Annotated in this window: 28 protein-coding genes; 24 read left to right on the plus strand and 4 right to left on the minus strand. The window is 35.9% G+C overall.

Annotated elements, in window-relative coordinates; all coding sequences use genetic code 11:
• The first annotated feature begins 5 nt into the window (after window positions 1-5).
• The 3 genes from GGQ92_RS04135 (at window position 6) to GGQ92_RS04145 (ending at window position 2,599) form a co-directional block, all read left to right on the plus strand.
• Window positions 6-1,973 carry a deaminase domain-containing protein gene (locus tag GGQ92_RS04135; RefSeq protein WP_184244897.1) on the plus strand — a complete coding sequence of 656 codons (1,968 nt, stop codon included), beginning with the start codon at window positions 6-8 and terminating at the stop codon, window positions 1,971-1,973.
• 26 nt (window positions 1,974-1,999) lie between these two features.
• Window positions 2,000-2,356 carry an Imm3 family immunity protein gene (locus tag GGQ92_RS04140; protein ID WP_184244899.1) on the plus strand — a complete coding sequence of 119 codons (357 nt, stop codon included), beginning with the start codon at window positions 2,000-2,002 and terminating at the stop codon, window positions 2,354-2,356.
• 81 nt (window positions 2,357-2,437) lie between these two features.
• Window positions 2,438-2,599, plus strand: coding sequence for an immunity protein YezG family protein (locus GGQ92_RS04145; protein ID WP_343068766.1), 162 nt, complete (start codon window positions 2,438-2,440; stop codon window positions 2,597-2,599).
• A 173-nt stretch (window positions 2,600-2,772) separates the two neighbouring features.
• Here the strand turns inward: GGQ92_RS04145 and GGQ92_RS04150 are convergent, their stop codons facing one another.
• Window positions 2,773-3,168, minus strand: coding sequence for a hypothetical protein (locus GGQ92_RS04150; protein WP_184244901.1), 396 nt, complete (start codon window positions 3,166-3,168; stop codon window positions 2,773-2,775).
• Window positions 3,169-3,486: 318 nt separating this feature from the next.
• Between GGQ92_RS04150 and GGQ92_RS04155 the strand changes: the two genes are divergently transcribed.
• Window positions 3,487-4,038, plus strand: a complete 552-nt coding sequence (locus GGQ92_RS04155) for a hypothetical protein (protein WP_184244903.1) — start codon at window positions 3,487-3,489, stop codon at window positions 4,036-4,038.
• 132 nt (window positions 4,039-4,170) lie between these two features.
• On the opposite strand, the gene GGQ92_RS04160 is transcribed toward GGQ92_RS04155, so the two are convergent.
• Genes GGQ92_RS04160 through GGQ92_RS04170 form a run of 3 tightly spaced genes read right to left on the minus strand, consistent with a single transcriptional unit; the run spans window position 4,171 to window position 7,311 of the window.
• The gene (locus GGQ92_RS04160; RefSeq protein WP_184244905.1) at window positions 4,171-5,205 is read right to left on the minus strand and encodes an ABC transporter permease subunit; all 1,035 of its coding nucleotides are present in this window, start codon (window positions 5,203-5,205) and stop codon (window positions 4,171-4,173) included.
• Window positions 5,156-6,145, minus strand: coding sequence for an ABC transporter ATP-binding protein (locus GGQ92_RS04165; RefSeq protein WP_184244907.1), 990 nt, complete (start codon window positions 6,143-6,145; stop codon window positions 5,156-5,158). The genes GGQ92_RS04160 and GGQ92_RS04165 overlap by 50 nt, the downstream gene beginning before the upstream one ends.
• 2 nt (window positions 6,146-6,147) lie before the next feature.
• A complete protein-coding gene (locus GGQ92_RS04170; protein ID WP_184244909.1) occupies window positions 6,148-7,311 on the minus strand; it encodes a COG1470 family protein in 1,164 nt (387 codons plus the stop codon).
• 138 nt (window positions 7,312-7,449) lie between these two features.
• Here GGQ92_RS04170 and GGQ92_RS04175 point away from each other — a divergent pair, with 138 nt between their 5' ends.
• The 20 genes from GGQ92_RS04175 to GGQ92_RS04270 all read left to right on the plus strand — a co-directional run bounded on the left by GGQ92_RS04175 (window position 7,450) and on the right by GGQ92_RS04270 (window position 26,921).
• On the plus strand, window positions 7,450-8,034 hold the full coding sequence (locus tag GGQ92_RS04175; RefSeq protein ID WP_184244911.1) for an RNA polymerase sigma factor: 585 nt from the start codon (window positions 7,450-7,452) through the stop codon (window positions 8,032-8,034).
• Entirely contained in the window at window positions 8,027-8,743 is a 717-nt protein-coding gene (locus tag GGQ92_RS04180; protein WP_184244913.1) for an anti-sigma factor, read from the plus strand. The genes GGQ92_RS04175 and GGQ92_RS04180 overlap by 8 nt, the downstream gene beginning before the upstream one ends.
• Window positions 8,744-9,147: 404 nt before the next feature.
• Complete coding sequence (locus GGQ92_RS04185) at window positions 9,148-9,354, plus strand: zinc ribbon domain-containing protein (protein WP_184244915.1); 207 nt, start codon at window positions 9,148-9,150, stop codon at window positions 9,352-9,354.
• Window positions 9,355-9,543: 189 nt separating this feature from the next.
• Complete coding sequence (locus GGQ92_RS04190; RefSeq protein WP_343068758.1) at window positions 9,544-10,698, plus strand: sensor histidine kinase; 1,155 nt, start codon at window positions 9,544-9,546, stop codon at window positions 10,696-10,698.
• Window positions 10,695-11,330 carry a response regulator gene (locus GGQ92_RS04195; RefSeq protein ID WP_184244917.1) on the plus strand — a complete coding sequence of 212 codons (636 nt, stop codon included), beginning with the start codon at window positions 10,695-10,697 and terminating at the stop codon, window positions 11,328-11,330. The genes GGQ92_RS04190 and GGQ92_RS04195 overlap by 4 nt, the downstream gene beginning before the upstream one ends.
• Window positions 11,331-11,475: 145 nt before the next feature.
• Window positions 11,476-12,408, plus strand: a complete 933-nt coding sequence (locus tag GGQ92_RS04200) for an ABC transporter ATP-binding protein (RefSeq protein WP_184244920.1) — start codon at window positions 11,476-11,478, stop codon at window positions 12,406-12,408.
• Between the two features lie 11 nt (window positions 12,409-12,419).
• Entirely contained in the window at window positions 12,420-13,691 is a 1,272-nt protein-coding gene (locus GGQ92_RS04205; protein WP_184244922.1) for an ABC transporter permease, read from the plus strand.
• Window positions 13,688-14,788, plus strand: a complete 1,101-nt coding sequence (locus GGQ92_RS04210) for an ABC transporter permease (RefSeq protein WP_184244925.1) — start codon at window positions 13,688-13,690, stop codon at window positions 14,786-14,788. Before GGQ92_RS04205 ends, GGQ92_RS04210 begins: the two co-directional genes overlap by 4 nt.
• Before the next feature lie 63 nt (window positions 14,789-14,851).
• Window positions 14,852-15,328, plus strand: a complete 477-nt coding sequence (locus tag GGQ92_RS04215) for a DUF2306 domain-containing protein (RefSeq protein ID WP_184244927.1) — start codon at window positions 14,852-14,854, stop codon at window positions 15,326-15,328.
• 159 nt (window positions 15,329-15,487) lie between these two features.
• A complete protein-coding gene (locus GGQ92_RS04220) occupies window positions 15,488-16,132 on the plus strand; it encodes a hypothetical protein (protein WP_184244929.1) in 645 nt (214 codons plus the stop codon).
• Window positions 16,123-16,878, plus strand: a complete 756-nt coding sequence (locus tag GGQ92_RS04225; protein ID WP_184244931.1) for a cytochrome c biogenesis CcdA family protein — start codon at window positions 16,123-16,125, stop codon at window positions 16,876-16,878. Before GGQ92_RS04220 ends, GGQ92_RS04225 begins: the two co-directional genes overlap by 10 nt.
• A gap of 20 nt (window positions 16,879-16,898) precedes the next feature.
• On the plus strand, window positions 16,899-17,444 hold the full coding sequence (locus GGQ92_RS04230; protein WP_184244933.1) for a peroxiredoxin family protein: 546 nt from the start codon (window positions 16,899-16,901) through the stop codon (window positions 17,442-17,444).
• Between the two features lie 41 nt (window positions 17,445-17,485).
• On the plus strand, window positions 17,486-18,169 hold the full coding sequence (locus GGQ92_RS04235; RefSeq protein WP_184244935.1) for a response regulator transcription factor: 684 nt from the start codon (window positions 17,486-17,488) through the stop codon (window positions 18,167-18,169).
• Window positions 18,159-19,241, plus strand: coding sequence for a sensor histidine kinase (locus GGQ92_RS04240; RefSeq protein WP_246384035.1), 1,083 nt, complete (start codon window positions 18,159-18,161; stop codon window positions 19,239-19,241). The genes GGQ92_RS04235 and GGQ92_RS04240 overlap by 11 nt, the downstream gene beginning before the upstream one ends.
• 72 nt (window positions 19,242-19,313) lie before the next feature.
• Window positions 19,314-19,613, plus strand: coding sequence for a rhodanese-like domain-containing protein (locus tag GGQ92_RS04245; RefSeq protein WP_184244939.1), 300 nt, complete (start codon window positions 19,314-19,316; stop codon window positions 19,611-19,613).
• 516 nt (window positions 19,614-20,129) lie between these two features.
• Window positions 20,130-22,382, plus strand: coding sequence for an ATP-binding cassette domain-containing protein (locus GGQ92_RS04250; RefSeq protein WP_184244941.1), 2,253 nt, complete (start codon window positions 20,130-20,132; stop codon window positions 22,380-22,382).
• A 2-nt stretch (window positions 22,383-22,384) separates the two neighbouring features.
• Window positions 22,385-23,305, plus strand: a complete 921-nt coding sequence (locus GGQ92_RS04255) for a helix-turn-helix transcriptional regulator (protein WP_184244943.1) — start codon at window positions 22,385-22,387, stop codon at window positions 23,303-23,305.
• Window positions 23,306-23,685: 380 nt separating this feature from the next.
• Window positions 23,686-25,020, plus strand: coding sequence for an ABC transporter substrate-binding protein (locus tag GGQ92_RS04260; protein ID WP_184244945.1), 1,335 nt, complete (start codon window positions 23,686-23,688; stop codon window positions 25,018-25,020).
• Window positions 25,021-25,139: 119 nt separating this feature from the next.
• Window positions 25,140-26,057, plus strand: coding sequence for a carbohydrate ABC transporter permease (locus GGQ92_RS04265; RefSeq protein WP_184244947.1), 918 nt, complete (start codon window positions 25,140-25,142; stop codon window positions 26,055-26,057).
• A gap of 12 nt (window positions 26,058-26,069) precedes the next feature.
• Complete coding sequence (locus tag GGQ92_RS04270) at window positions 26,070-26,921, plus strand: carbohydrate ABC transporter permease (RefSeq protein ID WP_184244949.1); 852 nt, start codon at window positions 26,070-26,072, stop codon at window positions 26,919-26,921.
• The last annotated feature ends 43 nt before the right edge of the window (window positions 26,922-26,964 follow it).

Consider the following 26,964-nt stretch of genomic DNA (forward strand, 5'->3'; position numbering starts at 1 on the left):
GCAAAATGAGTAACACTCAAACTTTAGAAACGAAAACACTGGTAGAGGCGATGGAAAGTCGTGCAAAAGAATATAATTCGCTCCGCATTCAGTTTAGAGAATTGAAAACGTCTTTCCATGACATCATTAATCTGGATGATTTTAAAGGTAAAACTGCAGAATCAGTGAAAGGCTTTTATCGTGCACAAATCGATGTAGTAGATGCTTGGCTCGATTTTATTGATTTGCAGGAGGCCTTTTTCAAAGGAATAAAAGGAATAGCGAGCGATATGGATTTAGGAGAAGACACACTTGTCCATCTGCCGTTCTTAGACAGTGACTTAAAGAACAGTGAAACTCGTGCTCGACAAATAGTAGATGGTCAAGAGCAAGCCCTTGATGAAATATTTTCTGGAATCAGTGATATTGTCTCCTTAGAACCTTATTCAACAAGTCGATTCGACGATCGTATAGATAAAGCCACGAAAACACGGAAGGAAACAAAAGAAAAAGTAGATAGCTTAGACCAAATGCTAGTAGAGCACTATGAACAGTCCGAGTACCACGAAAATATCATTGCTGGGTTAATATCTGAATTATACCAGGCTTCTATGCAAGGTGGAGAAGTGAACCCACTCTACTTTAATGAAGATACATATAGAAATAGTGACATACATACTGCAAAAGAGAAAGCTAAAAAGATTACAGCAGATTACATAAGCTGGCAAGATGATTTAGAGAAAGCTCGAGAGCTAAAAAATCGTTCTTTTGGAGAGAAGACGTGGGACACAATCTGTACCTTTACTGGAGAGGTAACAGGCTATTACGATATGAAACGAGCGACTACTGGTATTGATCCAGTAACAGGTGAAGAATTAACCGATGGTCAACGTGCTACTGCAGCAACATTAGCAGCTGCAGGTTTTATTCCTTTTGTAGGTTGGGCTGGAAGAGCAGTCAAAGGTGGTCATGCAATCTATAAAACTAGTAAAACCTTCAAGGCTGCAGATAATGCGTTAGATGCCTACCGAACAACCGAAGCTTTTGATATACTAAGGAAAACGGAGTATGGATTATATGGACTAGCTTCAGCAAATGGATTTAGTGAATACATCACAGGAAAAGATATGTTCGGAGAGGAACTAACGGAACAGCAACGCCAAAGCAGTCTTACTCAGTCAATACTTTTACTCGCAGCTGGTGGCGGAAGTGTTGCAGTTGATAGAGTACAAGCAAAGAATAGTGTAAATCACATTTTCCCAACCCCGACCCCTCCGGCAACCAATCCAGGCATCCGCATGCCATGGATGGTTACAAAAGCTTTTGATTTTATGAAAAAACTAATTAATATGCAAATACCAACACCTCGATTTGTTCAGGACAGCATGGGCAATAAGTATTTAGTCTTGATGAAATCTGGTAGCGGTGGAGGCGGAAACACCGTTAAAAGAACAGAATCGAATAAGCAAGATACTTTGAGACAGGTGGAGACTAGTGGTACAGGAAAAGTATATCCAACTAGACAAATAGATTCAGTAACAGAAGCGCATATAATTGATAGAGTGAAGGAACTAAGAGGAAATTTATCGAGTAAATATAAGAAATCCGGTAATTTTGCTGTTGCCGAAGTGGATGTCAGTGGGATAAGCAAATCGGAATTTTATGCTCAAAGTAGCATAAATGAACTTAAGGGAAGTCTTGAGCATAAGGTGCCTGATATTTCTTTACAACCTGAAAATCCAATGTTTAAGGCTACAGAAGCAGTTGGTAAAAATGGATTTAATTATTTAAGGAATACAGATACGGAGTATAAAATACTAAATGATATAGCTTCTAGGCTTGGGGATAATACACAAGCTAGTGGTAGAATTAAGTTATTTACAGAATTGGATACTTGCGACAGTTGTAATAAAGTTATAGCAGAGTTTGCAGCTAAATATAAAAATATTGAATTAGAGGTCGTACACAACAATGGTAATAGAATTATTCCTTAAACTAAATTCTTTGGAGGAAAGTAATTATGAAAGATTGGGAGTATAATGAATTATTTGAAGCAATTCAGGAGACATATGAAGAGTTGTTAGATGAAGATAGGGGATATAAGTATGCTATAGCAAAACTATCAGATGAGTTTGATAACTTTGGTAAGATAGAAGATGTTATTGTTGATACTGCTATTGGTGAGATTGCAATTGGACATGATAAAGTTTTTATTGGGCTTATTGAAGGTATAACAAGAAGATTAAGCAAGTTTAAAGATATAGATGCTTCAAAGGAACTGACAAAAGAGGAAATAGCAGATTTAACTAATAGGATAGAAAAAGTATTAGTGGGTCTTAGTAAAGTTGAGATAGATTATAACCCATCTGCCGAGTAAGTTATATTAGATTCTCAACATTAGCTAGCTATAAGGAGCACTTGATTGTCTTTTTAGGCAACAAGTGCTTTTTTTACTGATATAGGTAAATTAAACGTACATTTTGATTATACAAACTGTCATGATAGTGAATTTGGGCCAACAATAAGAATTAAGTACTTTGAATATAAATATATAAGTCAGAATAAGGAGCAATTTGATTTAGACTTAATAGAAGGGATGAAAAAATTCGAAGGAAAATAGCTGAAAAAGCAGCAGTTGTTCATAATTTAAATGACTGCCTCCTTTTTTATAGTTTGTTTATTTTTTTGCTCTGTTAGTTGATATAATGAAAAAAATCAGAACTACCTATTATGTGGCAAGTTCTGATTCGTGTAATACCTTCTTCAATTAAAGTGCCTGCTAATGCAAATGAATTATCCCTCTATCAATCCTAAATATCTTATCTTTTTATCATCGACTATAACTATATAAATACTACTGTTTTCGACAGGTTCGTATATTTTAGTTCCTACTGTAAGTTGGGAAGCTGTAAAGTTCTCAAATGCATCACCATCAGTAGTTTGTTTTTTTATCTCGCCAACTTCCTCTCCCAATGTTAAATCATCGTCATATACCCATTCAATACCTTCTGCATTTGTGTATACAATGTCATTTAAAACAAATATGTCTGCATCTTTATCATTTTGTAAAATTTGTTCAGCAGTTGGGTTTCCAATATCATTTCCAGACAATTCGGATGTTGTTTGACTATTACAAGCTACCAATACAATTGATAAAAGTAAAATTAACAATAGCTTTCTTTTAGTCATCTTAAATCAGCCCTTTACAAAATTAGAGGTTGACAATAGATTTAGTTTCACCTTACGCAATTCCTGTCCCGATAGTTGAATAAGCAACAGTGTTTATACAGCAAATTTAGTTAACCTGATTGTATCATAAGTTTCTGAATTTTGTACTAAGTCCCCTCTATTAATCAAGTCATTCTAATAAATTTGCTTTACCATCAACGAAATACGTAACAGATGTGATTTTTGAGTCTAGAACTATTTCCTGTATTAAAATGGAAACGTGATATACTATCCTTATAAGTTTCAGAAAAAGGAGTGTTAGCTATAAAAAGATTTTGTATGTTTATTACGGCAATTCTATTTTTAACTGCTTGTTCTGATAATGACGCAACCTACAGCGTAAAAAGTACTTCTCCTTCCGAAGGTGAAAATAAAGAGGGAGTATTAAGTTATAAAGAATTCGAGAATTTATTCGAAAAACTTTCAGATGAAGTTGAAATTGAAGGCTATATATATAAAGACAGTTCAGATGGTGAAGATGCAATAAGAATAGACGAAGATCTAAGTTTTGGCAAACGCAAATGGTTAACTAAAGATGGAGAATCACTCACTGAACCTACGCAAGAAATGTTCTTCTATGAAAATGAAGAGAGTACTAGATTATTAACGATTACTCTTGCTTACACGGAGAACTTCATCGGAAATGATATGCTTTTTTATAATATTAGCTCAGAGCATGACATTAACGACGAACTCTCTAATAATGAAATTATTGCGCTAAGTTATAAAAATATCGTTATTAATATCATGCAAACGACTTCCACTGACATAGAGATGGAGGATACTCAAAAAGCAGCAGAGTCTATTATAAAATATCTCGAAGCTTATTAATGTTCAACGTTACTCTCTACTGCGAACTACTACTTTCCTAAATTTAATTTTCTTACGTACTAAAAACACCTCCAAAAGGCATTTACAAACCATTTTGAAGGTGTTCTTTATTTATCTCATCATCTGTTCATTCTAGGCCCTAATTTCACTTCTCATAAATAGAAGATAAGCAATGGCGAAACAAATAAGTGTTGCTGCAATCATGCCTGTTAGTTGTGGCCAAATGAGCAACAGACTCTGTGACAAAGGTAAAGGACTAGCCACTGCTCCTACTGTCTGTTCCATTGTTAATGGACCTAGACTACGAATACTAGGTGAGAGTAGCGTGGTAGTTGATTCACTAAATAGATAGTTAGGTGACAGTCGTTGTAGGTTCATAATAAGCTCTTGGCGAAAAATAGCATCGTCGAGAGAAGCGATAGCCTCAGAATTTAGAATAGGTTTTGCTACAAGATTAATAATCATCGAGAAAAAAATTGCGAAAAATAACCAAATCGACATGGAAGCTAAAGCTGAAGTAGCTGGCTGTCGGAAGACAACGGAAAATAAGATACCTAGATTTAACCAAAAAGCAATATAGACAATACATAAAAGGAGAAATGCGATAATTCGGAAAAACTCCTCGGCTGTTGGTGGAATTCCTAAAATAATAATGCCAAATGCCATAACTAGCAATCCTAGCGCGAAAAATAACAAGCTATTAATCAATAAGGCGGCAACAAATTTTCCATTAATGACATAGTCTCTCGGGATTGGCTGTGCCATTAAACGACTTAATGTTCCTTTATTTCGCTCGGAGTTAATCGCATCAAAACCTAACGCAATTCCTAGTAATGGACCGAGCAAGCCTACAAATGTAATAAAAGGTGGTAATGTTCCGTCACTCATCGTAAATAATTGTAAAAACAAATAGCCATCTCTTCCAATTGCTTCTGCATTCTCGCTCGCATTTGCAGCATCTTGTATCGTTGTAACTGCTGTATAAAGCGATCCCACACATGTAAGCAGGATAATTGCGAGTAATATTATAATTCGCCAGCTAGAAATATAATCACTAAATTCTTTTTGAACAATCGCCCAAAATGTATGAGCGTCACCTCTTGATGTGCTTTCTTGATTATTTTTCGTTACCAACGTTAGTCTCTTTTTTATCGTGGCGATGTTCATCTTTCTCGCCTCCTTCAAAGTATCGGTGATAAATCTCATCTAAACCAAAATCTTTTTTCTGAATTTCATATAATGCTGAACCAGATTCAACAATTACCTTACTAATTTCAGCTGCAACATCTTCTTCGCAGTATAGTTCTAATACATTGTCTACTTTTTCTATACGGTGGACTTGTGGAATATCTTTTAGTTTTTCAATAAGTGTTTCATTTGCTGGATTGGCAATAACTTTAATGACAAATGGCGCTGTTAAAAATAACTGCTTCCCTAAACTTTCCGTATTACCTGATGCAAGAAGTTCACCTTTTACAAAGATGCCAACTCGGTCACATATTTGTTGTACTTGATGTAGCTGGTGAGATGAAAGTAAAACGGTAAGCGCTTCTTCTTCATTCAGTTGACGAATTAGATTTAGAAAATCTCGGACTCCTTCTGGATCAATACCTAATGTTGGTTCATCGAGAATAATGACACTTGGATTTTTCATTAATACATCTGCTAAGCCTAATCTTTGCCTCATCCCGCGAGAATATTTCCCTGTTTTTTTATCCGCGGCATCAACCAAATTAACTTTCTGTAATAAGTCATTGGCTCTTTTTTCGGCTTCTTCTTTCGGAATACCGTTTAGTTGTGCTGTATAAATTAAGTTCTGCCAACCTGTCATGTGTTGATAAAATCCGACATCGTCTGGTAAATAGCCTACTTCTTTTTTTACATCGAGAGGATTACGCGTAGGATTCCAACCACATACAGATATTGAACCGGATGTTGGCTCACTAAGCCCTAGCATCATTAAAATAGTCGTTGTTTTACCAGCGCCGTTCGGACCAAGTAAACCAAAAATCTCACCTTTTTCAATGGAAAGAGATAAATGATTAACCGCAAGCTGCTCATCATATTTCTTTGTGATATTTTCCAATTGTATGATTGGATTTATCAACGTTATCTCCTCCCGTATTTTCTAACGATATAATAAAGTCCTGCTACAACTCCTACAATGATTAGAACAGCTACAATTCCCCAGAGGGTGGATGTTTTTACAGCGATTCGATAGGTTGCCTCAGCTGATTTCTCTGCCGACTTAGCCGTAAATGAAGCGACATAATCTCCTGCTATAGCATCGCTAGAAGCTTCAATGGTAGCTTTAACTGTTTCAGATTTACCAGGCTCTATCTCAGGAATTGTTTCCTTATCGAATTCTGTTTCCCAGTCAGGTGGTGTGGTCGCACTTAATTCAATGTCTGTAAGTGTAGCGGTTCCTGTGTTTTTAATGACAAGCTCTACGGTTTTGTCTTGTCCAGCTGTAATATTAGTACTCAGATTACCTTCAGGAGTAGTTAATTCCATATCGTAGGATCCGGTAATAGTAGCTTCTAGTTCCAAATCAGCTGTCATATTGCCACTTTCGGCTCGAATAGGAATTTTGTACGTTCCTTCAGCGATGCTTTCTGGTGGTGTTACCTTAACATTAATGTTAGCAGTGCCATTTGGTTCGACACTAATGGATGAAATAGAATCGCTACCTGATTTAAAGGCAACGCCCCATCCACTTTCTGCTTTGGAGCTCAATGCATAGTTTTGTTCTTCTGCTGTACGGTTACGCAAAGTAATAGAATATGAGAAGTCAGAATCTGCATGACCTTGTAAATTTGTTTGGTCACTTGTTAGTTCTGTTGCCAATGTACCTTGTTCACTTATCGTAACGACAAACGGCAATCTAGTTTTATTATTTCCATCCGAAGCTACTAAACTAAAACGATAGTCTGCCTTTTTCACCTCTAACGGAGTAGTAATATCTAATGTAATAACCTCTTCACTATTCGCGCGAACGGATAATTCCTTGATTTCTCTACCACCAGCCGTTAAGCTGTATTCCCATTCTTTCGGAAAATCTTCCAATGAGAAAGACATATTTTGAATCGAAGAACTGTCATTAATAACATCAACAGAATAGTTAATTGTTTCACCTGGAGTTGCAGATAACCCTGTGTAAGGTGTAAATAGAGACACTCCTTCCACAGCCTCTAAGGATGTAGGTTTAATCAACGAGAATGATAGTAGAAAAATAAGAAAATAAGATAAGATTTTTTTTTGTTTGTTAAACATATTCTCTATTCCTCCCTTTTTTAATGGTTCACTTACGATACGCAAATAAAATTAATTTGGATTTATAGAATTGAATTTTTTTTAGAAATTTTTAAAATAATAAGTAAAGAGGATTGTAAGAGGGAGGTTAGGGTTAGAATGAATGAAAAAGAACTGGTCCGATTACTTAGTGAAATGGCGAATGGATCGAAACAGGCGTTTGATCAGTTCTATGAAACTACGATTTCTTTTGTTTATCAAATTGCTTTATCTATTGTTCATAACCATGCTGAAGCAGAAGATATTTGTCATGATGTTTTTTTAGAAGTTTACGGGAAAGCGAAGCAATATTCTGAGGATAGAGGCTCAGTGAAAGCGTGGCTAGCGGTTAGAACAAGGAGCAGATCATTGGATCGATTAAGAAGGAACAAATGGCTTCTAACGGATCGATTGGAAGAATTAGTTGATAAGAAAGGGAAAGTACCTGCTACTGAACTATACTTTTTGCAATCCATAGAAAAGCACATATTGATAGATGCGTTAAAAGAAATACCAGAAAACCAAAGACAAGCTATCATTCGTTCCTACTTTCATGATGAAACTCACGGTGAGATTGCATTGAAAATGAATAAACCTTTAGGGTCTGTAAAGTCATTTATTCGTTATGGTATAAACAATTTACAGAAACAAAAATCACTCGTTCAATGGGTGATGGGAGGAAGTAGGGGTGAGAAAAATGAATAAGAAAAACCACTTACAAGAAGAAGTCATCATTGATTATCTGTTAGAAAACATAGAGGATGACAAAACGGAGCTAGTCGAAGAACATCTTCAACAGTGTAAAAAGTGTAAGGAAATGCTGAATGAATGGGAGCTTCTACTACATCAAAAGGAACCTCTAGAATTTGAGACTGACACTTTGAAGCATAAAATATGGGAGAGTATAGAAAAAGAGAATGCTCGTCGTAACAACCGTTGGAATTGGCTGAAAAAGCCTCCGTTTGCTATTGCCTCTGTTGTAGCAGCTATTTTTCTCATTCTTTTTGTGTTTGAAGCGTACCAAAAACCTATAGTTTCTAACTATCAGATGAAAGAAAATGACAATATCCCCGTAGAGACAATGGAAGAAAAACGTTATACAGATCAATTAATGATTGTGCCAGTATCACAATTTCCGAATTTAGACGGACAGATGTGGGTGAACGAACATACAAATGAAATGTTATTAGAATTAAATGGTCTAAATATAATGCCTAATCATGATTACCAATTATGGATTATATACAGAGATGACAAAATAGACGATGAAATCATTCCGGTTCAAGATGGTACCACACGGATGTTCTTTCAAGGAATTCCTGTTGAACAATTTAAACGAGTAAAAGGTAGTGTGGAACCAATCGGAGGAAGTCCAGAGCAAACAGGACCAGATACGTTCTATATTGAATTTTAAGTGAATTATGGAAGCGGAAAATGTGGTAATAGTTCGTTTGTAATTGCCTGTATTTGAACGTTAGAAAAGTATAAGGAAGTAAAGGAATAAAATTTTATACTTTAGCCATGTCCAAGTCATTTAGGGATATGGCTTGTTTCTCTACCATTTGCAAAAAATCGTACAGAGATTGTTGATGAGTGCCTTAATAGATTAAATGCTGAATTGAAGAATGGCGATTGGCATAAGAAATATGCAGATGTACTTCAATTGAAGAAGTATGACTGCGGCCATTTCTTTTTAATAGTTAAGTCATCACCTAAATATTTACGTATGGAACAGTGAAACTTTTTTATTCATTACAACGTAAATTCTAATAAGGTGCTGTGAGTAGCTATTTATAAATGGATGGAGATGATTGTCAAATGAAAGAAAACAATGGCTGTATCAAATGCGGAAGTAAAAATGCTTCTACGAAGGATGTAGCAATGACAGGCACAGGGTTATCTAAGATGTTAGATATTCAGCACAATCAATTTACTGTCGTATCTTGCAATAATTGTGGATATTCTGAGTTTTATAACAAAAATAGCACAACTGGAAGTAATATTTTAGATCTTTTCTTTGGTTAAATGAAAATAAGGATAAATTGATTTGTATGACTTGGTGCTTACCTATAAGAGGGATGAAGCACCTTTTTTGTTGATTTTATAGAAAGTATGGAACTCTCAAAATAGATTTGAAGGAAATAACAATTTCTATTTTAAAACTGTGCTAAAATAGCGTTAATAGTATCAAAAAAGTTACAGGTGGAGGTTGTTGTGAAAAACATTTTTATATGGATTATATGGTTAATGATTAATTTAGTCGTGGTGGGTGCAGCTTCTTATCCTCTATTTACAAACGTTAATGAAAATATATGGGGAATATTTGGAGTTTGTCTTTATTTTGTTCTTTTTTTTATTTCCCCGTTATTTCAAAAGCGGCTATCTCTCATTACGATCATTCATTGTTTAAAGATAATCATTATCCTTATTACATTCTATTCGATTGATTATGAATCACACTATTATTTTTTGCCGATCTTAATTGGTGGCCTCGTTATAGGAGAAGCAGCGGAACGATTACCGAGTAGAAACTTTTTCGCTGTATTAACTGTCGGCATTCTAGGTGTGCTATTTTTCTGGTTATCTAGTGATTTCACATTAATCGAACGTGTAGTTAGTATTATATTTCTCATTGTTAGCGGTGCAGGAATCGTATATTACTACACATGGCGTAACTATCATCGGGAATTGGAAGAAAGCCACCAAATATTATTACAGGAATATCGTCAGTTAGCTAGGCGAGTTAGAGATGAAGAAGAGCTGGTAAGACAAGAAGAACGTCAAATGATTGGACAAGAAATTCACGATTCCGTTGGTCACAATTTAACATCGTTGATCATGCAGTTTGAAGCACTTCGTATCAAATCAGCGGGTATTGATGACGAGCAACTCAACCAATTAAAGCAGTTAGCTGTCCGAAGCTTGGATGAAACCCGTCGAGCTGTAAAAACGTTTAAGCAACGTGAAGTAGGTGGACTTCAAGGGGTTATCCGACTCATTCGAAAATTGGAAGTGGAAAACTTTATCCGAATTAGTTTCTCTGTGAAAAATGGTGCATTTGCTGCTCCACTTACAGGAGAACAATCTTTTGCTGTATACCGTGCAGTACAAGAAGGTTTAACCAATTTAATGAAGCATGGACAAGCTCGGGAAGCGGAGGTAAGCTTTGATGCTCCAGGAGGAAGTCTGTTACGCTTTGAAATTAGGAATCCAGTAAAGGATCAAACACCTTTTAGGGAAGGCTATGGTCTATCCTCCATGAGAGAGAGATTGGAGAAACATGGTGGTGGAATTGAAGTAATGAAGAATAAGCAACAATTTATATTGCGTGGCTGGGTTCGCCTAACAGAACAGGGGGAACGGGAATGATTCGAGTACTATTAGCGGAAGATTTAGTCATGGTGCGTGAAGGGTTAAAGGTAATGATTGAGTCGGATGATGAGATTCAAGTAGTTGCCCAAGCTGATAATGGAAAAGATGCGATCCAACTCTGTGAAAAACATATTATTGATGTTGCTATTCTAGATATACGGATGCCGATTATGGATGGCTTAGAAGCAGCAAAAGTAATTCACCAACGTTGGCCAAAAATTAAAATATTAATGCTGACCACGTTTGATGATGAACAGTATGTGTTAGATTCATTAAAAATTGGTGTTAGCGGTTATATGTTGAAGAACGGTGATACACAGTCATTAATACGTTCTATTAAGAGTGCGTTAGAAGGTGGATTATCGATTGAAGAACAAGTTGCAGCAAGAGTCGTGCCTTCCTTATTACAACGTAAGACAGAAACGGAAAAAATAGATCCTAGTCTAACCCCTAGAGATCGAGCAATATTGAAATGTATTGGAGAGGGACTAAACAATCAAGAAATAGCAAATCGCCTTGGCCTCTCAGTTGGAACAGTGAAAAATAATACGAGTAATATATTGGACAAATTGAATCTTAGAGATCGTACGCAATTAGCTATTTATGCAATTCGACACGGACTTGTATAAGTAATATCTAGCTAAATAATAATTAAAATGACGGAAGTCACGAATTTCGGTCAAGTAATGACTAGAGTCAGTATTGTCTCTAGTCATTTTTTTATATGATGAAAGCAACACAATGGATAACCAAGAGAAAAAAGGAGGCTATCGCATGATTGAGACATATAAACTTACAAAAGCATTTAAGGGAAAACGTGCAGTCGATGAAGTAGATTTTTATTTGGATGAAGGGGAATCAGTTGGATTGCTCGGACCAAACGGTGCTGGGAAATCCACAACAATCTCAATGATTTCTACTTTAATCAAACCAACGTCTGGTGATGTGAAATTGAATGGAGAAAGTATCGTTCATAATTCGAGTAAGCTTAGAAAAATATTAGGAGTTGTACCACAGGAAATTGCTCTTTACGAAGAGCTGTCAGCCTATGAGAACCTTAAATTTTTTGGTCAGTTGTATAAGGTAGAAAAATCGATACTAGAGAAAAGAATACAAAGCACCTTAGAGCTAGTCGGCTTAAGAGATCGACAAAAAGACCTTGTGAAGACTTTTTCGGGAGGAATGAAACGAAGAGTAAACATTGCGGTTGCACTATTACACAACCCGAAAGTTCTTATTTTAGATGAACCAACAGTAGGAATCGACCCACAATCACGAAATCATATTTTAGAAATGGTACGACGAATGAAAGAAGAACAGGGAACAACAATTCTGTATACGAGTCATTACATGGAGGAAGTCGAGCAGTTATGTGAACGAATCTATGTAATGGATCACGGGAAGGTAATTGCAACAGGTACGCAGTCAGAATTGCTAAGTATTTTATCCAATGAAGACACCATTAAAATTCAAGTGGATAAAGTTACGGATTCATTAATAGAAACGATTCAAGAGATCGAGCAAGTTCATCAAGTAGAAGAAGATAAAGATAACTTGAAAATCATTGCTAAAAAATCTAGTAATATTGTGCGTGAATTAGTATTAGCGGTAGAGAAGGAGAAAGCGCAGTTATTAAACTTCCAAATGGAAAAGCCAAGTTTAGAAGACGTATTTCTTCATTTGACTGGCCGAACATTAAGAGATTAGGAGGGGGATATATGCTTACATTTTTACTAAAAGACCTGCTTATTTTTTGGCGGGATCGCAAAGAAGTCCTTATTGTTATCCTTTTACCACTCCTCCTTGTAATCGTATTGAGCTTTGCCATGGGTGGAATGTTTGATAATAATAATAACTTATCAATGGATATGAATATCGGATTTGTGGTGGAGGATGATCAAGAGCAGAGCTTGCAATCGTATGAAGATATGCTGAGTAGCATGGATGAATTAACGGAAGAAGAAAAAGCGCAGTTTTTAGCTATAGCTTCTTCCATTCGACCAATTGATATGTTTGAACAGTTTTTTAATGATCCGGAAGTCAATGACTGGATGGAAGTAGAAAAGTTAAGTCGTGCAGAAGCAGAAGAAAAAGTCGAAAATGGTGATATTCATGCTATGTTTGTTATTCCACAAGATTATACGAAGAATTTCTTAGAAAATATTCTGCATGGTCGTGAAATGGACCAATCGTTTGAGTTCATCGTGATGGACGCGGGGATTGAAATAGAAACTCTTTATAGCATCATTCAAAATTACGCAGATCAAATGAACTTACAGTTTGCGATACAAAATATTGGCGGCGAAATACAAATGGAAGAGATACACCTTCCAGAGGGCGGAAGAGAAGTTGCAGAAGGTGTCGAACCATTCACTTTGAAACAATATTTTGCGATAGCTATTAGTGCGTTGTTTTCTCTATTCATTATAAGTACGGTTGTTAGTAGAATTGCTATTGAAAGAAGAGACCGAACATTTAACCGCATTATCTTAACGAATGTTCCAGCAAGAAACTTTTTATTTGGAAAAACAGCTGCAACATTCTTATTATCTTGGTTACAAGTTATGTTAGTGTTCATTGGTTCTCATCTTATTTTAAATGTATTTGATGGAAAAGCACTCAGCTTTTGGTTAGGCCTTATATTAGTAGCAACTGCATTTTCTATTGCCATTGCGGGTATATCTACGATTTTTAGCTCGTTTATGCTGAAAACGAAAAATACAGACACAGTTGATGGCTTAATTATGATTTTTATTATATTGTTAGGTACTTTAGGTGGTGGCTTTGTGCCGATTTATGTTTTTCCGGCTTGGCTACAGCAGGTGAGTCAATGGATACCAAATGGTTTAGTGCTCTCAGCTTTAACAGAATGGTTCCAATATGAATCGATGTCAACATTATGGATGCCAACATTATATTTAGTAATCCTTGGAGTGGTTACGTTTTTCATCGGGGTTATGTTGTATCCGAAAAGAGGTGGAGTAAGATGAGTACTATCTTTTTTGCTCAATTAAAGAAAGAATTACGACGCCCATTATTTATGATATTGTTAATTGGTGCATCTGTAGGAGTTACTTTATTATTCACAGGTAGTACCCAAGCTCCTATGCAGGTTGCGATCTTTAGTGAAGAAGTTTCCCAAGATGTATTAGATAATTGGGAAGAAAAGTTAAATGGGAACAGCTCTTTTCAATTTGAAACGAAAGAAGCGGCAGAAGCTCTAGAAGATGTAAAAGAAGGACGAAGAGATCTTGCTATCCGGATTAATAACAACGACTATCAGGTGGTCACTTCATCAGAGTTTCCAGAAATAGCATATGTGGAACAGCATGTACAAAAAGCATTCCACGAAGAAGCTATGATGAAGGCTGCGGTTTCACAAGCAGATAATCCTGAAAATATGAGAGAAGAGTTAGAGGGATATTTGGAGAATCCTCCACTCAAGATAGAGGTCTCATCATTAAAAACAGATGATTTAAATAATTATGATATAAAAACACAACTTGCCTTTGCTTTTGCACTACTCGTTGCGATGTTTCTCATCGGCTTTCGAATTAGTAATATTCTTAAAGATAAAGTTACTGGAGTACGCAATCGTATTTTACTATCTCCAATTTCGAAAACACAGATGTATTTAGGTTATATTAGTTATAGTATGATGATTGGTACGATACAGACGCTCATTGTCTTCCTCATCTTCCAAAATTTTATGAATTACGATTTAGGGGATAACTTTGCCATGCTAGTTGTTATTACGATTATATTTAGCTTCAGTATGGCGAGTATAGCAATGTTAATTACAGGTATGTTAAGAACACCTGAACAATTCCTTGCGATTTATCCATCTGTTATTCCTTTACTACCAGTAATTAGTGGAGCATATATGATGCCGGGAGCGTTAACGAATCCTGTGTTAAATTTTATAGGAGATTTATTCCCCATCTCCCACGCGATGAATGCTTTCGTGGAAGTTGCCTTTTTTAATCCAGATTGGATTGAATTATTAAAACCTATTGTATTCATGCTTCTAATAGGAGTTATTGCAATGGGTATTGGTATCAACTTAATGGAAAGAAGAAGTGCTTAATTATTTAGAAGATAAAATATTTCAATTAACTTAAAAATAAAGTATTTAGTGGGTGGGGTTGTTTTGTTTAATATATTTCTAATTATCCATATTGTTACTGGTTTTGTTTGCTTGATTAGTGGTGTAATTGCTATGTTATCCAAAAAGAAAAAAGGCAAGCATACAATAGCAGGTGAGATATACCACTGGTCCTATTTTTTAGTGTTCATAACTGCTGTTGTTATGTCAATTATCCATTGGCAAGAAAGTGCTTATCTCTTTTATATTGCAATTTTTTCATACGCACTTGCTTTATTAGGTTTCTTAGCAGCAAAAATCAGGTGGAAAAAATGGTTTGGGTCTCATATAGGTGGAATGCTCGGTTCTTATATCGGGATAGTCACAGCAACTATCGTTGTAAATGTACCGAAGATACCGCTATTAAATGAATTGCCACTGCTTCTATTTTGGTTGCTACCGACAATCATAGGAACACCACTTATTTTTAGAGTGGGGAACAAATATAAGCCCAAAAAAATTATTAAGCACCCCTTAACATAATTCAATTTACGATAAGTACTAACTAAAAGTTGTTTCACACGGTCGTTGTGAGCAACTTTTTTCTTTGGATTTTTAAAATGCAAAGTAATTAATTGATTTTCATCGAATTTTCACATTAGATGGATAGAATAGAGTTGGAGTAGAAAGTGAGGAGACAACATGGCGATAGCAAGTAAGTTAACTTCAATAGGTTTTATTATAGGTAGTTTTGCAATTGGCATTCTTTCTTATTATCTGTTTGCAGAGCAATCGAAAAAAGAAAAAAAGAAGCATATAGAGGAAATTATATCTCAATTAATTAACCTTGTTATATTTATATGGGTAGGAAAAATATTGCTAAACCTATCTATTTTTCTTTCTGATCCTTTATCAATCTTAGCGTATCCGAGTGATTCTTCTGCTTTTTATTTTGCGATTGGTCTATCGTCGATTACGTTTATATATCAATCGATACGTAAGAAGAAAGAGATAATACCGATTATTGAAGCATTTATACCAATATTTTTAATCAGTTCTTTTGTATATGAATTTAGTCAATACGTGATAAACGACAATGCAACTTCATTTGGGTACATCATTTTACTAGGAATCTTAATAATTTTGTTCCTATTTCTAAACGTATCTCACAAGTTACTAGCACTTGTAATGGTATGGTCTGTTGGCTTGTTGATCTTATCTACCATTCAACCTTTTGTAATGGTCTTTGGGTATATAATGGAGCCGTGGTTTATAGGTTTACTGTTCGTGATGAGTACAGTAATCATCTCATTTGCAAATAGGAGGGAAAAACAAACATGGCAATAGAGACAGATACGATATTATGGGCTGGGATGCTTTTAGCATTAAGTGCAGGGGCGCTATCCTTTTTGTCACCATGCGTTTTACCTATCTTTCCTGCTTACATGTCCTACATAACTGGGATTAGTGTAAAAGAATTGCAAAGTAACCAGAAAAAGAGCTTTGTACGTCCGTTATTAACGCATTCTTTTTTCTTTTTATTAGCGGTTTCCCTTGTATTTCTGAGTTTAGGTGCTGGAGCTTCCTTTTTAGGACAAATGGTGCAGCAATTGTTTGTTGGGGAAACAGGTTTACTGATTCAACGGCTTGCTGGTATTTTCATTATCTTTATGGGCTTCTTCCTAGCGGGGTGGTTGAATCTGCCATCTCTCATGAAGGAACGTCGCTTGCATTATACAAAGAAACCAGCAGGATATCTTGGAACATTTTTCGTAGGGCTAGGATTTGCAGCTGGATGGACACCATGTATTGGTCCGATCTTCGGTTCGATATTGCTTTTAGCAGCTAGCCATCCTGGCCAAGGTATGTTTTATACGTTTATGTATATCATCGGGTTTGCGGTACCATTTGTGCTCTTAACTTTATTTATAAGTAAAACAAAATGGATAGTGCGGCATAGTGGAATCCTTTTGAAAATTGGAGCAATCATGTTAATGATTATGGGAGTTATTCTCTTTTTCGGTTGGATGCCAGTAATATCCGGATTTTTATTAGATCTCGTAAAAGATACATGGTTTGCTAAATTAGGATAAAAATCTAGGAGGTTGGTTCAATGAAAAAATGGGTTATCATAGCGATAATAGTTGGTATGTTAGGTTGGACGATATTTGATTATGTACAATCAACAACGGATGCAGCTGAAGAAAATGTATCTGCTGAACAAGGGGACCTTTCTGTAGGACTAGACATAGGAAATTTAGCACCAGATTTTGAGCTAGAAACATTAGATGGAGAAACTATGGCGTTATCTGATTTTCAAGGGAAGACGGTAATGATTAATTTCTGGGCAACATGGTGTCCACCTTGTAGAGCAGAAATGCCGGATATGCAGAAGTTTCACGAAGATACGGATGTTGTTATCCTAGCTGTAAACCTAACAGATTCGGAAGCAAGGCTTATAGATGTTAGAAATTTCAAAGATGAATATGAGTTAACGTTTCCTATTTTGTTAGATACGCATGTGGATGTGGCAAACCTTTATGCAATACAACCGATACCTACTACTTATATCGTCGATGGGAATGGTGTTATTACGTATCGTGCTTTTGGTGCTATGAATTACGAGTTGATGGTGCAAGAATATGAGAAAACAAAGTAAGCGCCAAATAGTATATAATGGGCTAGAGGTGAGTCAAACTTATGAAGCAAACGATTCTAGTCGTTGAAGATGATAAAATGATACGTGAATTAATCACCATCTATTTGCACCAGGCAGGCTATGAAGTAGTTGAAGCAAGTGATGGAGAAGAGGCGAAGGAAGTTTTTATAGCGACACACCCATGCTTGATTGTTCTAGATTTAATGCTTCCAAAGTTGAGTGGTGAAGAGTTTTGTCAATGGGTGCTTGAGCAACAACGTAATGAGGTTTCAATTATTATGTTGACAGCTAAATCGCGGACCGAAGATAAAATTAACGGTTTAAAAATGGGTGCAGATGATTATATAGTAAAGCCGTTTGAACCAGAAGAGTTATTGGCCCATATCGAAGCGGTATTACGACGTACAGGTCAGTTTTGTCAAAAAATAACACATGATGGACTCTGTATCAAACCCCGAAAAGGCGAAGTGGTTTTATATGATAAGGAAATAAAACTAACGAAACATGAATTTCAGATTTTGTTCTATTTTATGGAGAATCCAAATGTGGTTATATCAAGAGAAAATTTAATGAATCAACTTTATCCGTATACAGATAAAATTATAATGGATCGGACAATTGATGCCCATATAAAGAAACTACGAAAAAAAATCGAGGTAAATCCTACAAAGCCGGAACGAATTGTTACGGTGCGAGGAATGGGGTATAAATTTGTTGCGGAATAAACGGAGGCTAACTATTGTACCTAAACAATTTCTCTTCCGACTTACCTCTTTAAACGTCATTGTTTTAATTGCGTTCGTAGGCTTAAGCAGTTGGGCAATTTATAATACTGCATGTATACTAGCGGAAGGATTTATCGAGGCGGGAAGTCCAAGACAAGCTAATTTCGAAGCAACCTTGTTACAGTATTTATGGATTTTTAGTATTTCTACGATAATTATTGGAAGTTCCATTCACTACTATTTAACAAAAAAATTGATGCAACCTCTAAAAAAGCTCATCACTTCTACTAAGAAAATGAAAAAGGGAGAATATCCACAACCGATTATAGAAAAAAGAGACGACGAAATTGGGGAATTAATTCATCAATTTAATGGTCTGATACGACAAATAGAGAATAATGAAGAGCAGCGTAAAAAATTAGTTTCAAACTTATCTCATGAATTTCGGACTCCGTTATCCAATTTAAGAGGTTATTTACAAGCACTAGAAACAGAGGTCATACAGGGTGATGCGAAACTTTATCAATCGTTGTCAGGAGAAACAACGAGGCTTATTCAATTGGTGGAACAGATGGAACAATTAAAAGAATGGGATTATCGATCACAAAAAAGTTATTCTCATAAAACAATAACTTCAATAAATAGATTGATTCAACAAGCGGTTGACATGTTTCGCTGGAAAGCATCTCAATCAAATATTCCATTAGAAGTAAAGGTAGAGCCTTGTAATCTCAATATCGATGACGGTGCTATTATCCAAGCAATTAGTAATTTGTTGGACAATGCTATTCGCTATTATGAAGGTACGGAAGCAATTAGTATAATAGGTGAAAAAGAGATGGATACATACAAAATTGCGATTACTGGACCGGGAAAGCCTATCACAGAGAAAGATAAGGAAAGAATTTTTGAACGTTTTTACCGAATGGAGGAATCTAGATTAAGTGGTATAGGTGGGGCAGGTTTGGGTTTAGCCATCTCCAAAGAGATTATCGAACACCACCAAGGAAGGATTAGACTTCATTCCAGTGAAAATGTTCATACGTTTTGGTTTACATTACCACTCGAATAATGATAAAAAGGATATGGCAATCAAATTATTTCATTTAGACGAATTGTCTATTGAATATATGGAGGAAAAAAGATGAAAGAAATTACAGCAAAAGAGTTAGAGCAAAAGATAGACGCAGGAGAAGAAGTTAACATAATAGATGTAAGAGAAGATGAAGAAGTAGCAGGTGGTAAGATTCCTGGAGCAAAGCATATTCCACTCGGTCAAATCCCTGATAGACTAGATGAAATAAATAAAAACGAACACTATTATATTGTTTGTCGATCTGGGGGTAGAAGCGGGAGAGCATGTGACTACCTTCAAGAAAAAGGATATGATACTACTAATATGGTTGGTGGAATGCTTGACTGGGAAGGCGAAGTTGAATTTTAAAGCGTAAAGTAATCAATGATTTACAACATTTAAGATAGTGAAGAACAGAAAATAGACGTATATAGAGGAACAGTCCTATCAATGAGGGCTGTTTTTTTGCTTGCACGTAGGAAAGTAAAAAATTTATAACATAAAAGTTATTCGACGTCGTTAAAAATTTAGGGTAATCGGAAAATAGTGTGGGAAATCCCAATGGTTTAAATTAATGTTTATAAAGTCATAAGTCGGATTATCGTATGGCTTATAACTAAGTAGCTTTTTTATGTACTACTTACTTATTTATTTTTAAAAACATGATAGTAAAAGAATATCAAAAAATGCTTATAACATGAAATGAAGTCAATACTTAACTTTAAAGCACTCTGTACTTCAAGAAATTAGACAATTTATAGTTTTAGCACGTGCCCACACCTTAGAGTTTATTTATTTTTTTAATCCCTGACATAATGTTGTCAGGGTACTTCTGTATAATGATCTTTATATTATATAATACCAACTATACAGGAGTGGTTAATTATGGTTGAGAATCAATATATTAAACTTGTTAGCTTAAAGGAAAATAACTTAAAAAATGTAACCCTAACTATTCCAAAAAAGAAAATCACTGTATTTACGGGTGTTTCTGGATCTGGAAAATCATCAATCGTATTCGACACAATAAGTAAGGAAGCTCAACGACAGTTAAATCAGACATTTTCGACGTATATTCAAAATAGATTACCAACATACAGTCAACCAGACGCATTGTCCATTGAGAATCTTTCCCCTGCCGTGGTGATTGACCAAAGACGATTAGGAGGAAATGCTCGTTCAACGCTTGGTACGATCACAGATATTTACTCATTATTGCGATTATTATTTTCTCGGATTGGAAAGCCCTTTATTGGTGAATCTAATGTTTTTTCTTTCAACGATCCGAAAGGGATGTGCTCGAGATGTCAGGGTATTGGACGAAAGGTTGAGCCTGATATAGAGAAACTATTCGAAAAAACAAAATCTCTTAATGAAGGAGCGATTTTGTTTTCCACGTTTTCAGTGGGGACTTGGTATTGGCAGAAACATTTAATCTCAGGCATATTCAATCCAGATAAGAAGTTAATGGATTACACGGATACAGAGTGGCAAACGTTATTACATGGAAAAGACAAGAAAATTGTATTACCCTTAAAAAACGAACCCGTCAAATATTTTGAAGGCGTTGTAGACAGATTTAGACGCATGTACTTGAAAAAAGAGATCAATCAACTATCAAATAATGTTAAGAAATTTATCACTATAACAAATTGCACCGCATGCAATGGAACTCGGTTAAGTCAAGAGGTATTAAATTGCAAAATAGATGGTTGTAACATTGCTCAGTTCGCTGCTATGGAAGTAGAAGAATTGATAAAACTAATAGAAACTATAAAGGATCCAATAGCGAAACCGATCATTTCCAACATTTCTAGTCGATTACATAACCTCATGGACATGGGACTTTATTATCTTAAGCTGAACCGAGAAACATCAACCTTGTCTGGGGGAGAATCACAGCGTGTAAAAATGATACGACATCTAAATAGCAGTTTAACGGATATGATGTATATTTTTGATGAACCGAGTATCGGACTGCACCCCCATGATGTGCACAGCCTCAATCGGATGCTCCAAAAACTGCGAGACAAAGGAAACACTGTTATTGTGGTTGAACATGATAAGGATATTATTAAAATTGCTGATCATATAGTCGATGTGGGACCAGGTGCAGGTACAAATGGCGGTGAAATTGTCTATGAAGGAAATCTTCTTGGATTATACGATGCTGATACATTAACGGGAAAATGTATGAGGATGAAACAATCATTAAAAAAGGAAACCCGTAAACTTAATGGATATCTTTCCATTGTCGAAGCCTCAAAACACAACCTAAAGAACGTTACTGCTCATATTCCTTGTGGTGTTCTCACTGTAATTACTGGCGTAGCCGGTTCGGGTAAAAGCACATTAATTTTTGGTGAATTTTTAGAACAGCATCCAGATGCCATTGTTATCGACCAAAAGTCAGTGAGTACCTCGATTCGATCAACCCCAGCGACTTATACGGGCATTATGGATGCAATTCGAGATTCCTTTGCCACTTCTAATAAAGTAAGTAAGTCACTTTTTAGTTTTAATTCAGAAGGTGCCTGCTCAAAATGCCAAGGAAACGGATTTATTAATACGGACCTTGCATTTCTTGAGAGTATTAGAACAACTTGTGAAACATGTAGTGGGAAACGTTTCAAAGATGAAGTTCTTCGGTATACGTTGGATGGGAAATCCATTTCAGATGTGTTAGATATGACAGTATTAGAGGCACTTCAATTTTTTCGGGACAAAGGAGTGGTTTCCACTTTAAAAGCATTATCAGAAGTAGGGTTGGACTATATGACATTAGGTCAGCCATTGAGTACATTATCGGGAGGAGAATGTCAAAGAATTAAATTAGCTGGACATCTACACCGATCGGGTAACATTTATGTTTTGGACGAGCCGACAACTGGACTTCACATGTCCGATGTTAGACATTTATTATCCATTCTAAATCGTTTAGTTGATAACGGCAGCACTGTCATAGTAATTGAACACAATTTAGATATAATGAAACAAGCAGACTGGATTATTGATCTTGGACCTGGTGGTGGAAAAAAAGGAGGAAAAATCATGTTCGCAGGTACACCACATGATTTAGTAACAAGAAGTAACTCGCTAACTGCACAATATCTAAGAAATGATATACAGGGGGACTAACCTTGAAAATCGAACGGTTATTAGGAATCATTGTGTTACTGATTCACAGGAAAAGAATGAAGGCGGTGGACTTATCGAGGTACTTTGAAGTATCAGAGAGAACGATATATAGAGATATAGATTCTCTTAATCGTGCAGGGATTCCCATCGTATCGCTTCCTGGGAAAGAAGGAGGTTATGAATTAATAGATGGGTTCAAATTGGATAAAAAGTATCTAACTTTAGATGAATTACTTTCTATACAGTGGGCGCTAAAAAGCATTGAAAAAGCTACTGGGTTCGAAAATATCAGTGAATTGATTTCGAAAATTAATCAATTAATTGACTCCGTACCCATGCAGGATAAAAACATCCAATTACAAATCTCACATTCGAATACTAGTTTGCAATATATTCAAACAATATACAAGTCAATTCAAAATTGTAGTGTAATTAAGATTCGCTATGTGGATCATAAAGGAAATGAAACAGAGCGAGACATTGAACCCATGGGGATTTTTTTGAAAGATTACCACTGGTACACTTGGGCTTATTGTTTACTGCGGAATGAACTCAGAGTATTTAAATTAACCCGTATAATTGAAACATATAACGCGAATCGCTATTTTACCAAGCGTCCATATACAATTGAAGATATATATGAAAAAGAGGAAGTGAAATCGGGAAGCAACATAAGGCCATTCACGGTTTGCCTCCAATTTAGCCGAGAGATGAGGGCACAAGTATTAGATAACTTTCAGAAAGGTGAAATAGTTAATAATCCGGATGGGACAATAATCGTAAAGAAAAATTATTACACCATTGATAAAGCTATTACTCAGATTATTAGTTTTGGAAATAAAGTCCGTATTATCTATCCTAAAGAGGTGATTCAAAAGTTTATAAAGTGTCTAGATGACATAAAACAATTATACAAAGACTAAAAGATGGTGAAGAAATAAACAAAATTTCACATTTTTAAAACTTGTGGAAATGTCGAACATACGGAAAAATAATGACTTTTAGGGACAAATATTAAAAAAATTAAAATATTGACTTTACCAAAGCGGTTTAGTAGATTATAATGTGATTAGTAAATAAATGAATCTAGACTATGAACGGATTAGTAAAACATGATATTAACAAGTTAGAAAGCGCTTAAATAAAGAGATCTCTACTAAATCCACCTTAGAAATGTAAGTGCTTACTACGTGCGAAAGGAATTATTTTTTTGAGTATTATCCAAAGCGCTTTGGTGAAATGAGCTAGTTTGTTTAAGTCGATTCATTTACTTTACTGAAAAATAAAAGGAGGGTCCATAGAGATGAAAAACTTTTTAAAGCTTTTATTAGCAGCATTATTCACAGTTAGTATTTTAGTAGCTTGTGGTGGTGGAGATGAAGACAGCAACGCAGATTCATCAGAAGACGATAATGCAGAGGAAGCAGGGACAGAAACGACGGAGGCTCAAATTGGAAGTGATGATGCTGAAGTTGAATTGGTATTTTGGGAATTTGGTAATACTGGATATGATGTGTTGATAGAGGAATACGTTGAAGCCAATCCTCATGTATCGATTAATTTAATCAATCAAGATATGAATGATTTGCATGATAACTTATTTACTTCTATCTCGGCAGGAAGTGGTGCGCCAGATATCGCAATGGTCGAGGAAGCGCAAATTGAGCGATTTAAAGTAGCTGAGGATCAGTTTTATAATTTATATGATCTAGGCGCTGATCAAGTAGAAGGCGATTTCTTGGAGTGGGTATGGAGAAGTGGACAAAACGGTGAAGGCTCTTTCCAATTTGGTTTACCAACTGATATTGGACCAACCGTAATGTTCTATCGTACCGATGTATTTGAAGAAGCAGGTTACGATTCTTCCCCAGAGGCAGTATCAGAGTTATTAAGTACATGGGAGGATTTCGCTAATGTTGCTCAAGAAATAAACGATAAGACAGGAGCATTAATGACGGATGCAGGCGAATTAGTCTATAATGCACGTCGTGACCAAGCAACAGAAACATATTTTAATTCAGATGATGAATTTATTTTGGAAGAGAACAATCAAATAAAAGATGCGTACGACTATGTTGCAGATTTATTTGACGCAGGTTTAGTTGGGGATATCCCTCTTTGGACACCAGAATGGTTTGCTGGTATGGATGATGCATCTTATGCAGTATTTTTAGGTCCAGCTTGGATGCAAGGGGTTATCAAGGACAATAGCCCGGAAGAAGGTATATGGTCAATCACTACAATGCCAGAAGGTGCTGGTAACTGGGGTGGATCTTACTTAACGTTACCATCTGAAGGTGAGAATTCTGAAGAAGCATATGCGTTTATTGAGTGGTTGACAGCTCCGGAACAACAATTTAAAGCATTCCAAGGTTATGGGTTATTCCCATCCACTCCTGCAGTATATGAAATGACAGAATTCCAAGAGTATGAAGACTCCTACTTTGGTGGTTTGAATACAGCTCAAGTATTTTCAGAAGCGGCTGAAGCTGTAATTCCTGTATATAAAGGTAGAAATTATTATCCTGTAGACGATGAGATTAAAGAAGCGTTAGATAATGTTTCATCAGGTTCCGATCGTGAGGATGAGTGGGAAGCTATGTTAGACAGAGTTGGAAGCGTTTTAGAACGTCAGTAGTGATTCTGGATAGGTGAGGGGTATGGAAATTAAGTGCCATACCCTTCTCATTTTGAAATTCACTTAAATTAAATTAGAACTATTATTTTGCTAACTTTTGAAAAAGAGGAGGGAAAGGATTGGCAACGAAGGAAAAATCCAGAAAACTAACAGAAAGAAAACAAAATGCGTTATCAGGATATTTGTTCGTTTCACCATTTTTTATTTTGTTTGCAATTTTCGGATTATTCCCCATGGTTTTTAGCTTTTACTTATCCTTTTTTCGTTGGGACGGGTTAACACCTATGACATACGTTGGTCTTAAAAATTTTGAGATCATATTTAATGACAGCATATTCTTCTCATCTATTTGGAACACCTTTTTGATGGGGATTATGGGAACATTTCCGCAAATTATTGTTGCCTTGTTATTGGCATTTGCGTTGAATTCAGCGCTCATTCGATTTAGTAATACGTTTCGAACGCTTGTGTTCTTACCGTATATTACATCGGTTGTAGCGGTAGCGATTATATTTAGCTTGATTTTCAACAATCAGTCATTTGGTTTAGTTAACTATATTTTAAGTATGTTCGATGTCGAACCAATACGTTGGAATCAAGAGTACTGGCCAGTGAAAATTGCAATCTCCACTATGGTTTTCTGGAGGTGGGTTGGTTATAACACAATCATCTTCTTGGCTGGGATGCAGAGTATCCCTAAAGAACTATATGAGGCGGCGAAAATAGACGGTGCTTCGATAGGTCAACAAATTAGGTTGGTTACTCTTCCGATGCTTAAGCCAGTGTTAATGTTTGTTGTATTTACAGCAACCATTGGTGCATTACAGTTATTTACAGAACCATTTATTTTCCTAGGAAGAGGACTCCGTGAAGAAGGTATTACAATGGTTGCTTATTTATGGAGAGATGCATTCGGTTACAACTCATTTGGTACAGCATCTGCAGCGGCGATTGTTCTATTTGCAATTATCATTGTCATTACAGCCATCAACTTACTAATTACGAATAGAGTAGGTCGCTCTAAAAAGGTACAATAGGGGGGACGATAAATGAAAAAAAATAAAGAAGTAGGCTTGAAAAAGTTTTCCATGAAAAAAGCCCTCGTATACTTGTTTCTAGTTATAGGATCATTGGCTTCTCTGTTTCCGTTTTATTATATGTTTGTTATGGCAACACGTTTAAACCGGGAAATTAACGACGTTCCACCACCGTTTATTCCAGGTAGTGAGTTAATTGGGAACTTCAAGAAAGTAATGAGTAATATGGACTTTTTTGGAGCTCTAGGTAATTCGTTGTTTGTTTCCGTAGCGATAACATTTGGTGTGTTGTTTTTATGTTCTTTAGCTGGTTTTGCATTTTCAAAACTACAATTTAAAGGAAAGAAACTACTCTTTGCTCTCGTTTTATTAACGATGATGGTACCACCACAACTAGGGTTAATTCCTCAGTATTATATTATTACAACACTGGGATGGCTAAATGATTTTCGCGCCATTATTGTTCCAGGACTGGTGAACGCATTCGGTATCTTCTGGATGAGACAATATATCAAAGAAGGTGTACCTTTCGAAATTGTAGAGGCAGCTAAAATTGACGGATGCTCTAACTTCAGAGTCTATTGGAATATTGTAGTACCAATGATTTTACCTGCATTTGCTACATTAGGTATCATTGTATTTATGCAAGTATGGAATGACTTTTTATGGCCAGTAACAGTATTGCGAGATCCAGCTGTTCATACAATACAGGTAGCGCTACGTGCACTTAACGATGCTAGACAACTAGATTATGGAATGATAATGTCTGGTACATTCTGGGCCACCGTTCCATTACTGATTGTTTTCTTGCTATTTAATCGATTGTTTATCCAAAGTTTATCTGAGGGTGCTGTGAAAAGTTAGTATATGAATCTAGAAAACATAAACGTAATCGGATCCCATTAAG

Source organism: Gracilibacillus halotolerans, from assembly GCF_014206945.1.
GTDB classification, from domain to species: Bacteria; Bacillota; Bacilli; order Bacillales; family Amphibacillaceae; genus Gracilibacillus; species Gracilibacillus halotolerans.

Coding starts and splice junctions, on each gene's coding strand:
- GGQ92_RS04135 (WP_184244897.1), top strand. CDS start 6: ATGAGTAACACTCAAACTTTAGAAACGAAAACACTGGTAGAGGCGATG.
- GGQ92_RS04140 (WP_184244899.1), top strand. CDS start 2,000: ATGAAAGATTGGGAGTATAATGAATTATTTGAAGCAATTCAGGAGACA.
- GGQ92_RS04150 (WP_184244901.1), bottom strand. CDS start 3,168: ATGACTAAAAGAAAGCTATTGTTAATTTTACTTTTATCAATTGTATTG.
- GGQ92_RS04155 (WP_184244903.1), top strand. CDS start 3,487: ATGTTTATTACGGCAATTCTATTTTTAACTGCTTGTTCTGATAATGAC.
- GGQ92_RS04160 (WP_184244905.1), bottom strand. CDS start 5,205: ATGAACATCGCCACGATAAAAAAGAGACTAACGTTGGTAACGAAAAAT.
- GGQ92_RS04170 (WP_184244909.1), bottom strand. CDS start 7,311: ATGTTTAACAAACAAAAAAAAATCTTATCTTATTTTCTTATTTTTCTA.
- GGQ92_RS04175 (WP_184244911.1), top strand. CDS start 7,450: ATGAATGAAAAAGAACTGGTCCGATTACTTAGTGAAATGGCGAATGGA.
- GGQ92_RS04180 (WP_184244913.1), top strand. CDS start 8,027: ATGAATAAGAAAAACCACTTACAAGAAGAAGTCATCATTGATTATCTG.
- GGQ92_RS04185 (WP_184244915.1), top strand. CDS start 9,148: ATGAAAGAAAACAATGGCTGTATCAAATGCGGAAGTAAAAATGCTTCT.
- GGQ92_RS04195 (WP_184244917.1), top strand. CDS start 10,695: ATGATTCGAGTACTATTAGCGGAAGATTTAGTCATGGTGCGTGAAGGG.
- GGQ92_RS04200 (WP_184244920.1), top strand. CDS start 11,476: ATGATTGAGACATATAAACTTACAAAAGCATTTAAGGGAAAACGTGCA.
- GGQ92_RS04205 (WP_184244922.1), top strand. CDS start 12,420: ATGCTTACATTTTTACTAAAAGACCTGCTTATTTTTTGGCGGGATCGC.
- GGQ92_RS04210 (WP_184244925.1), top strand. CDS start 13,688: ATGAGTACTATCTTTTTTGCTCAATTAAAGAAAGAATTACGACGCCCA.
- GGQ92_RS04220 (WP_184244929.1), top strand. CDS start 15,488: ATGGCGATAGCAAGTAAGTTAACTTCAATAGGTTTTATTATAGGTAGT.
- GGQ92_RS04225 (WP_184244931.1), top strand. CDS start 16,123: ATGGCAATAGAGACAGATACGATATTATGGGCTGGGATGCTTTTAGCA.
- GGQ92_RS04230 (WP_184244933.1), top strand. CDS start 16,899: ATGAAAAAATGGGTTATCATAGCGATAATAGTTGGTATGTTAGGTTGG.
- GGQ92_RS04235 (WP_184244935.1), top strand. CDS start 17,486: ATGAAGCAAACGATTCTAGTCGTTGAAGATGATAAAATGATACGTGAA.
- GGQ92_RS04245 (WP_184244939.1), top strand. CDS start 19,314: ATGAAAGAAATTACAGCAAAAGAGTTAGAGCAAAAGATAGACGCAGGA.
- GGQ92_RS04250 (WP_184244941.1), top strand. CDS start 20,130: ATGGTTGAGAATCAATATATTAAACTTGTTAGCTTAAAGGAAAATAAC.
- GGQ92_RS04260 (WP_184244945.1), top strand. CDS start 23,686: ATGAAAAACTTTTTAAAGCTTTTATTAGCAGCATTATTCACAGTTAGT.
- GGQ92_RS04270 (WP_184244949.1), top strand. CDS start 26,070: ATGAAAAAAAATAAAGAAGTAGGCTTGAAAAAGTTTTCCATGAAAAAA.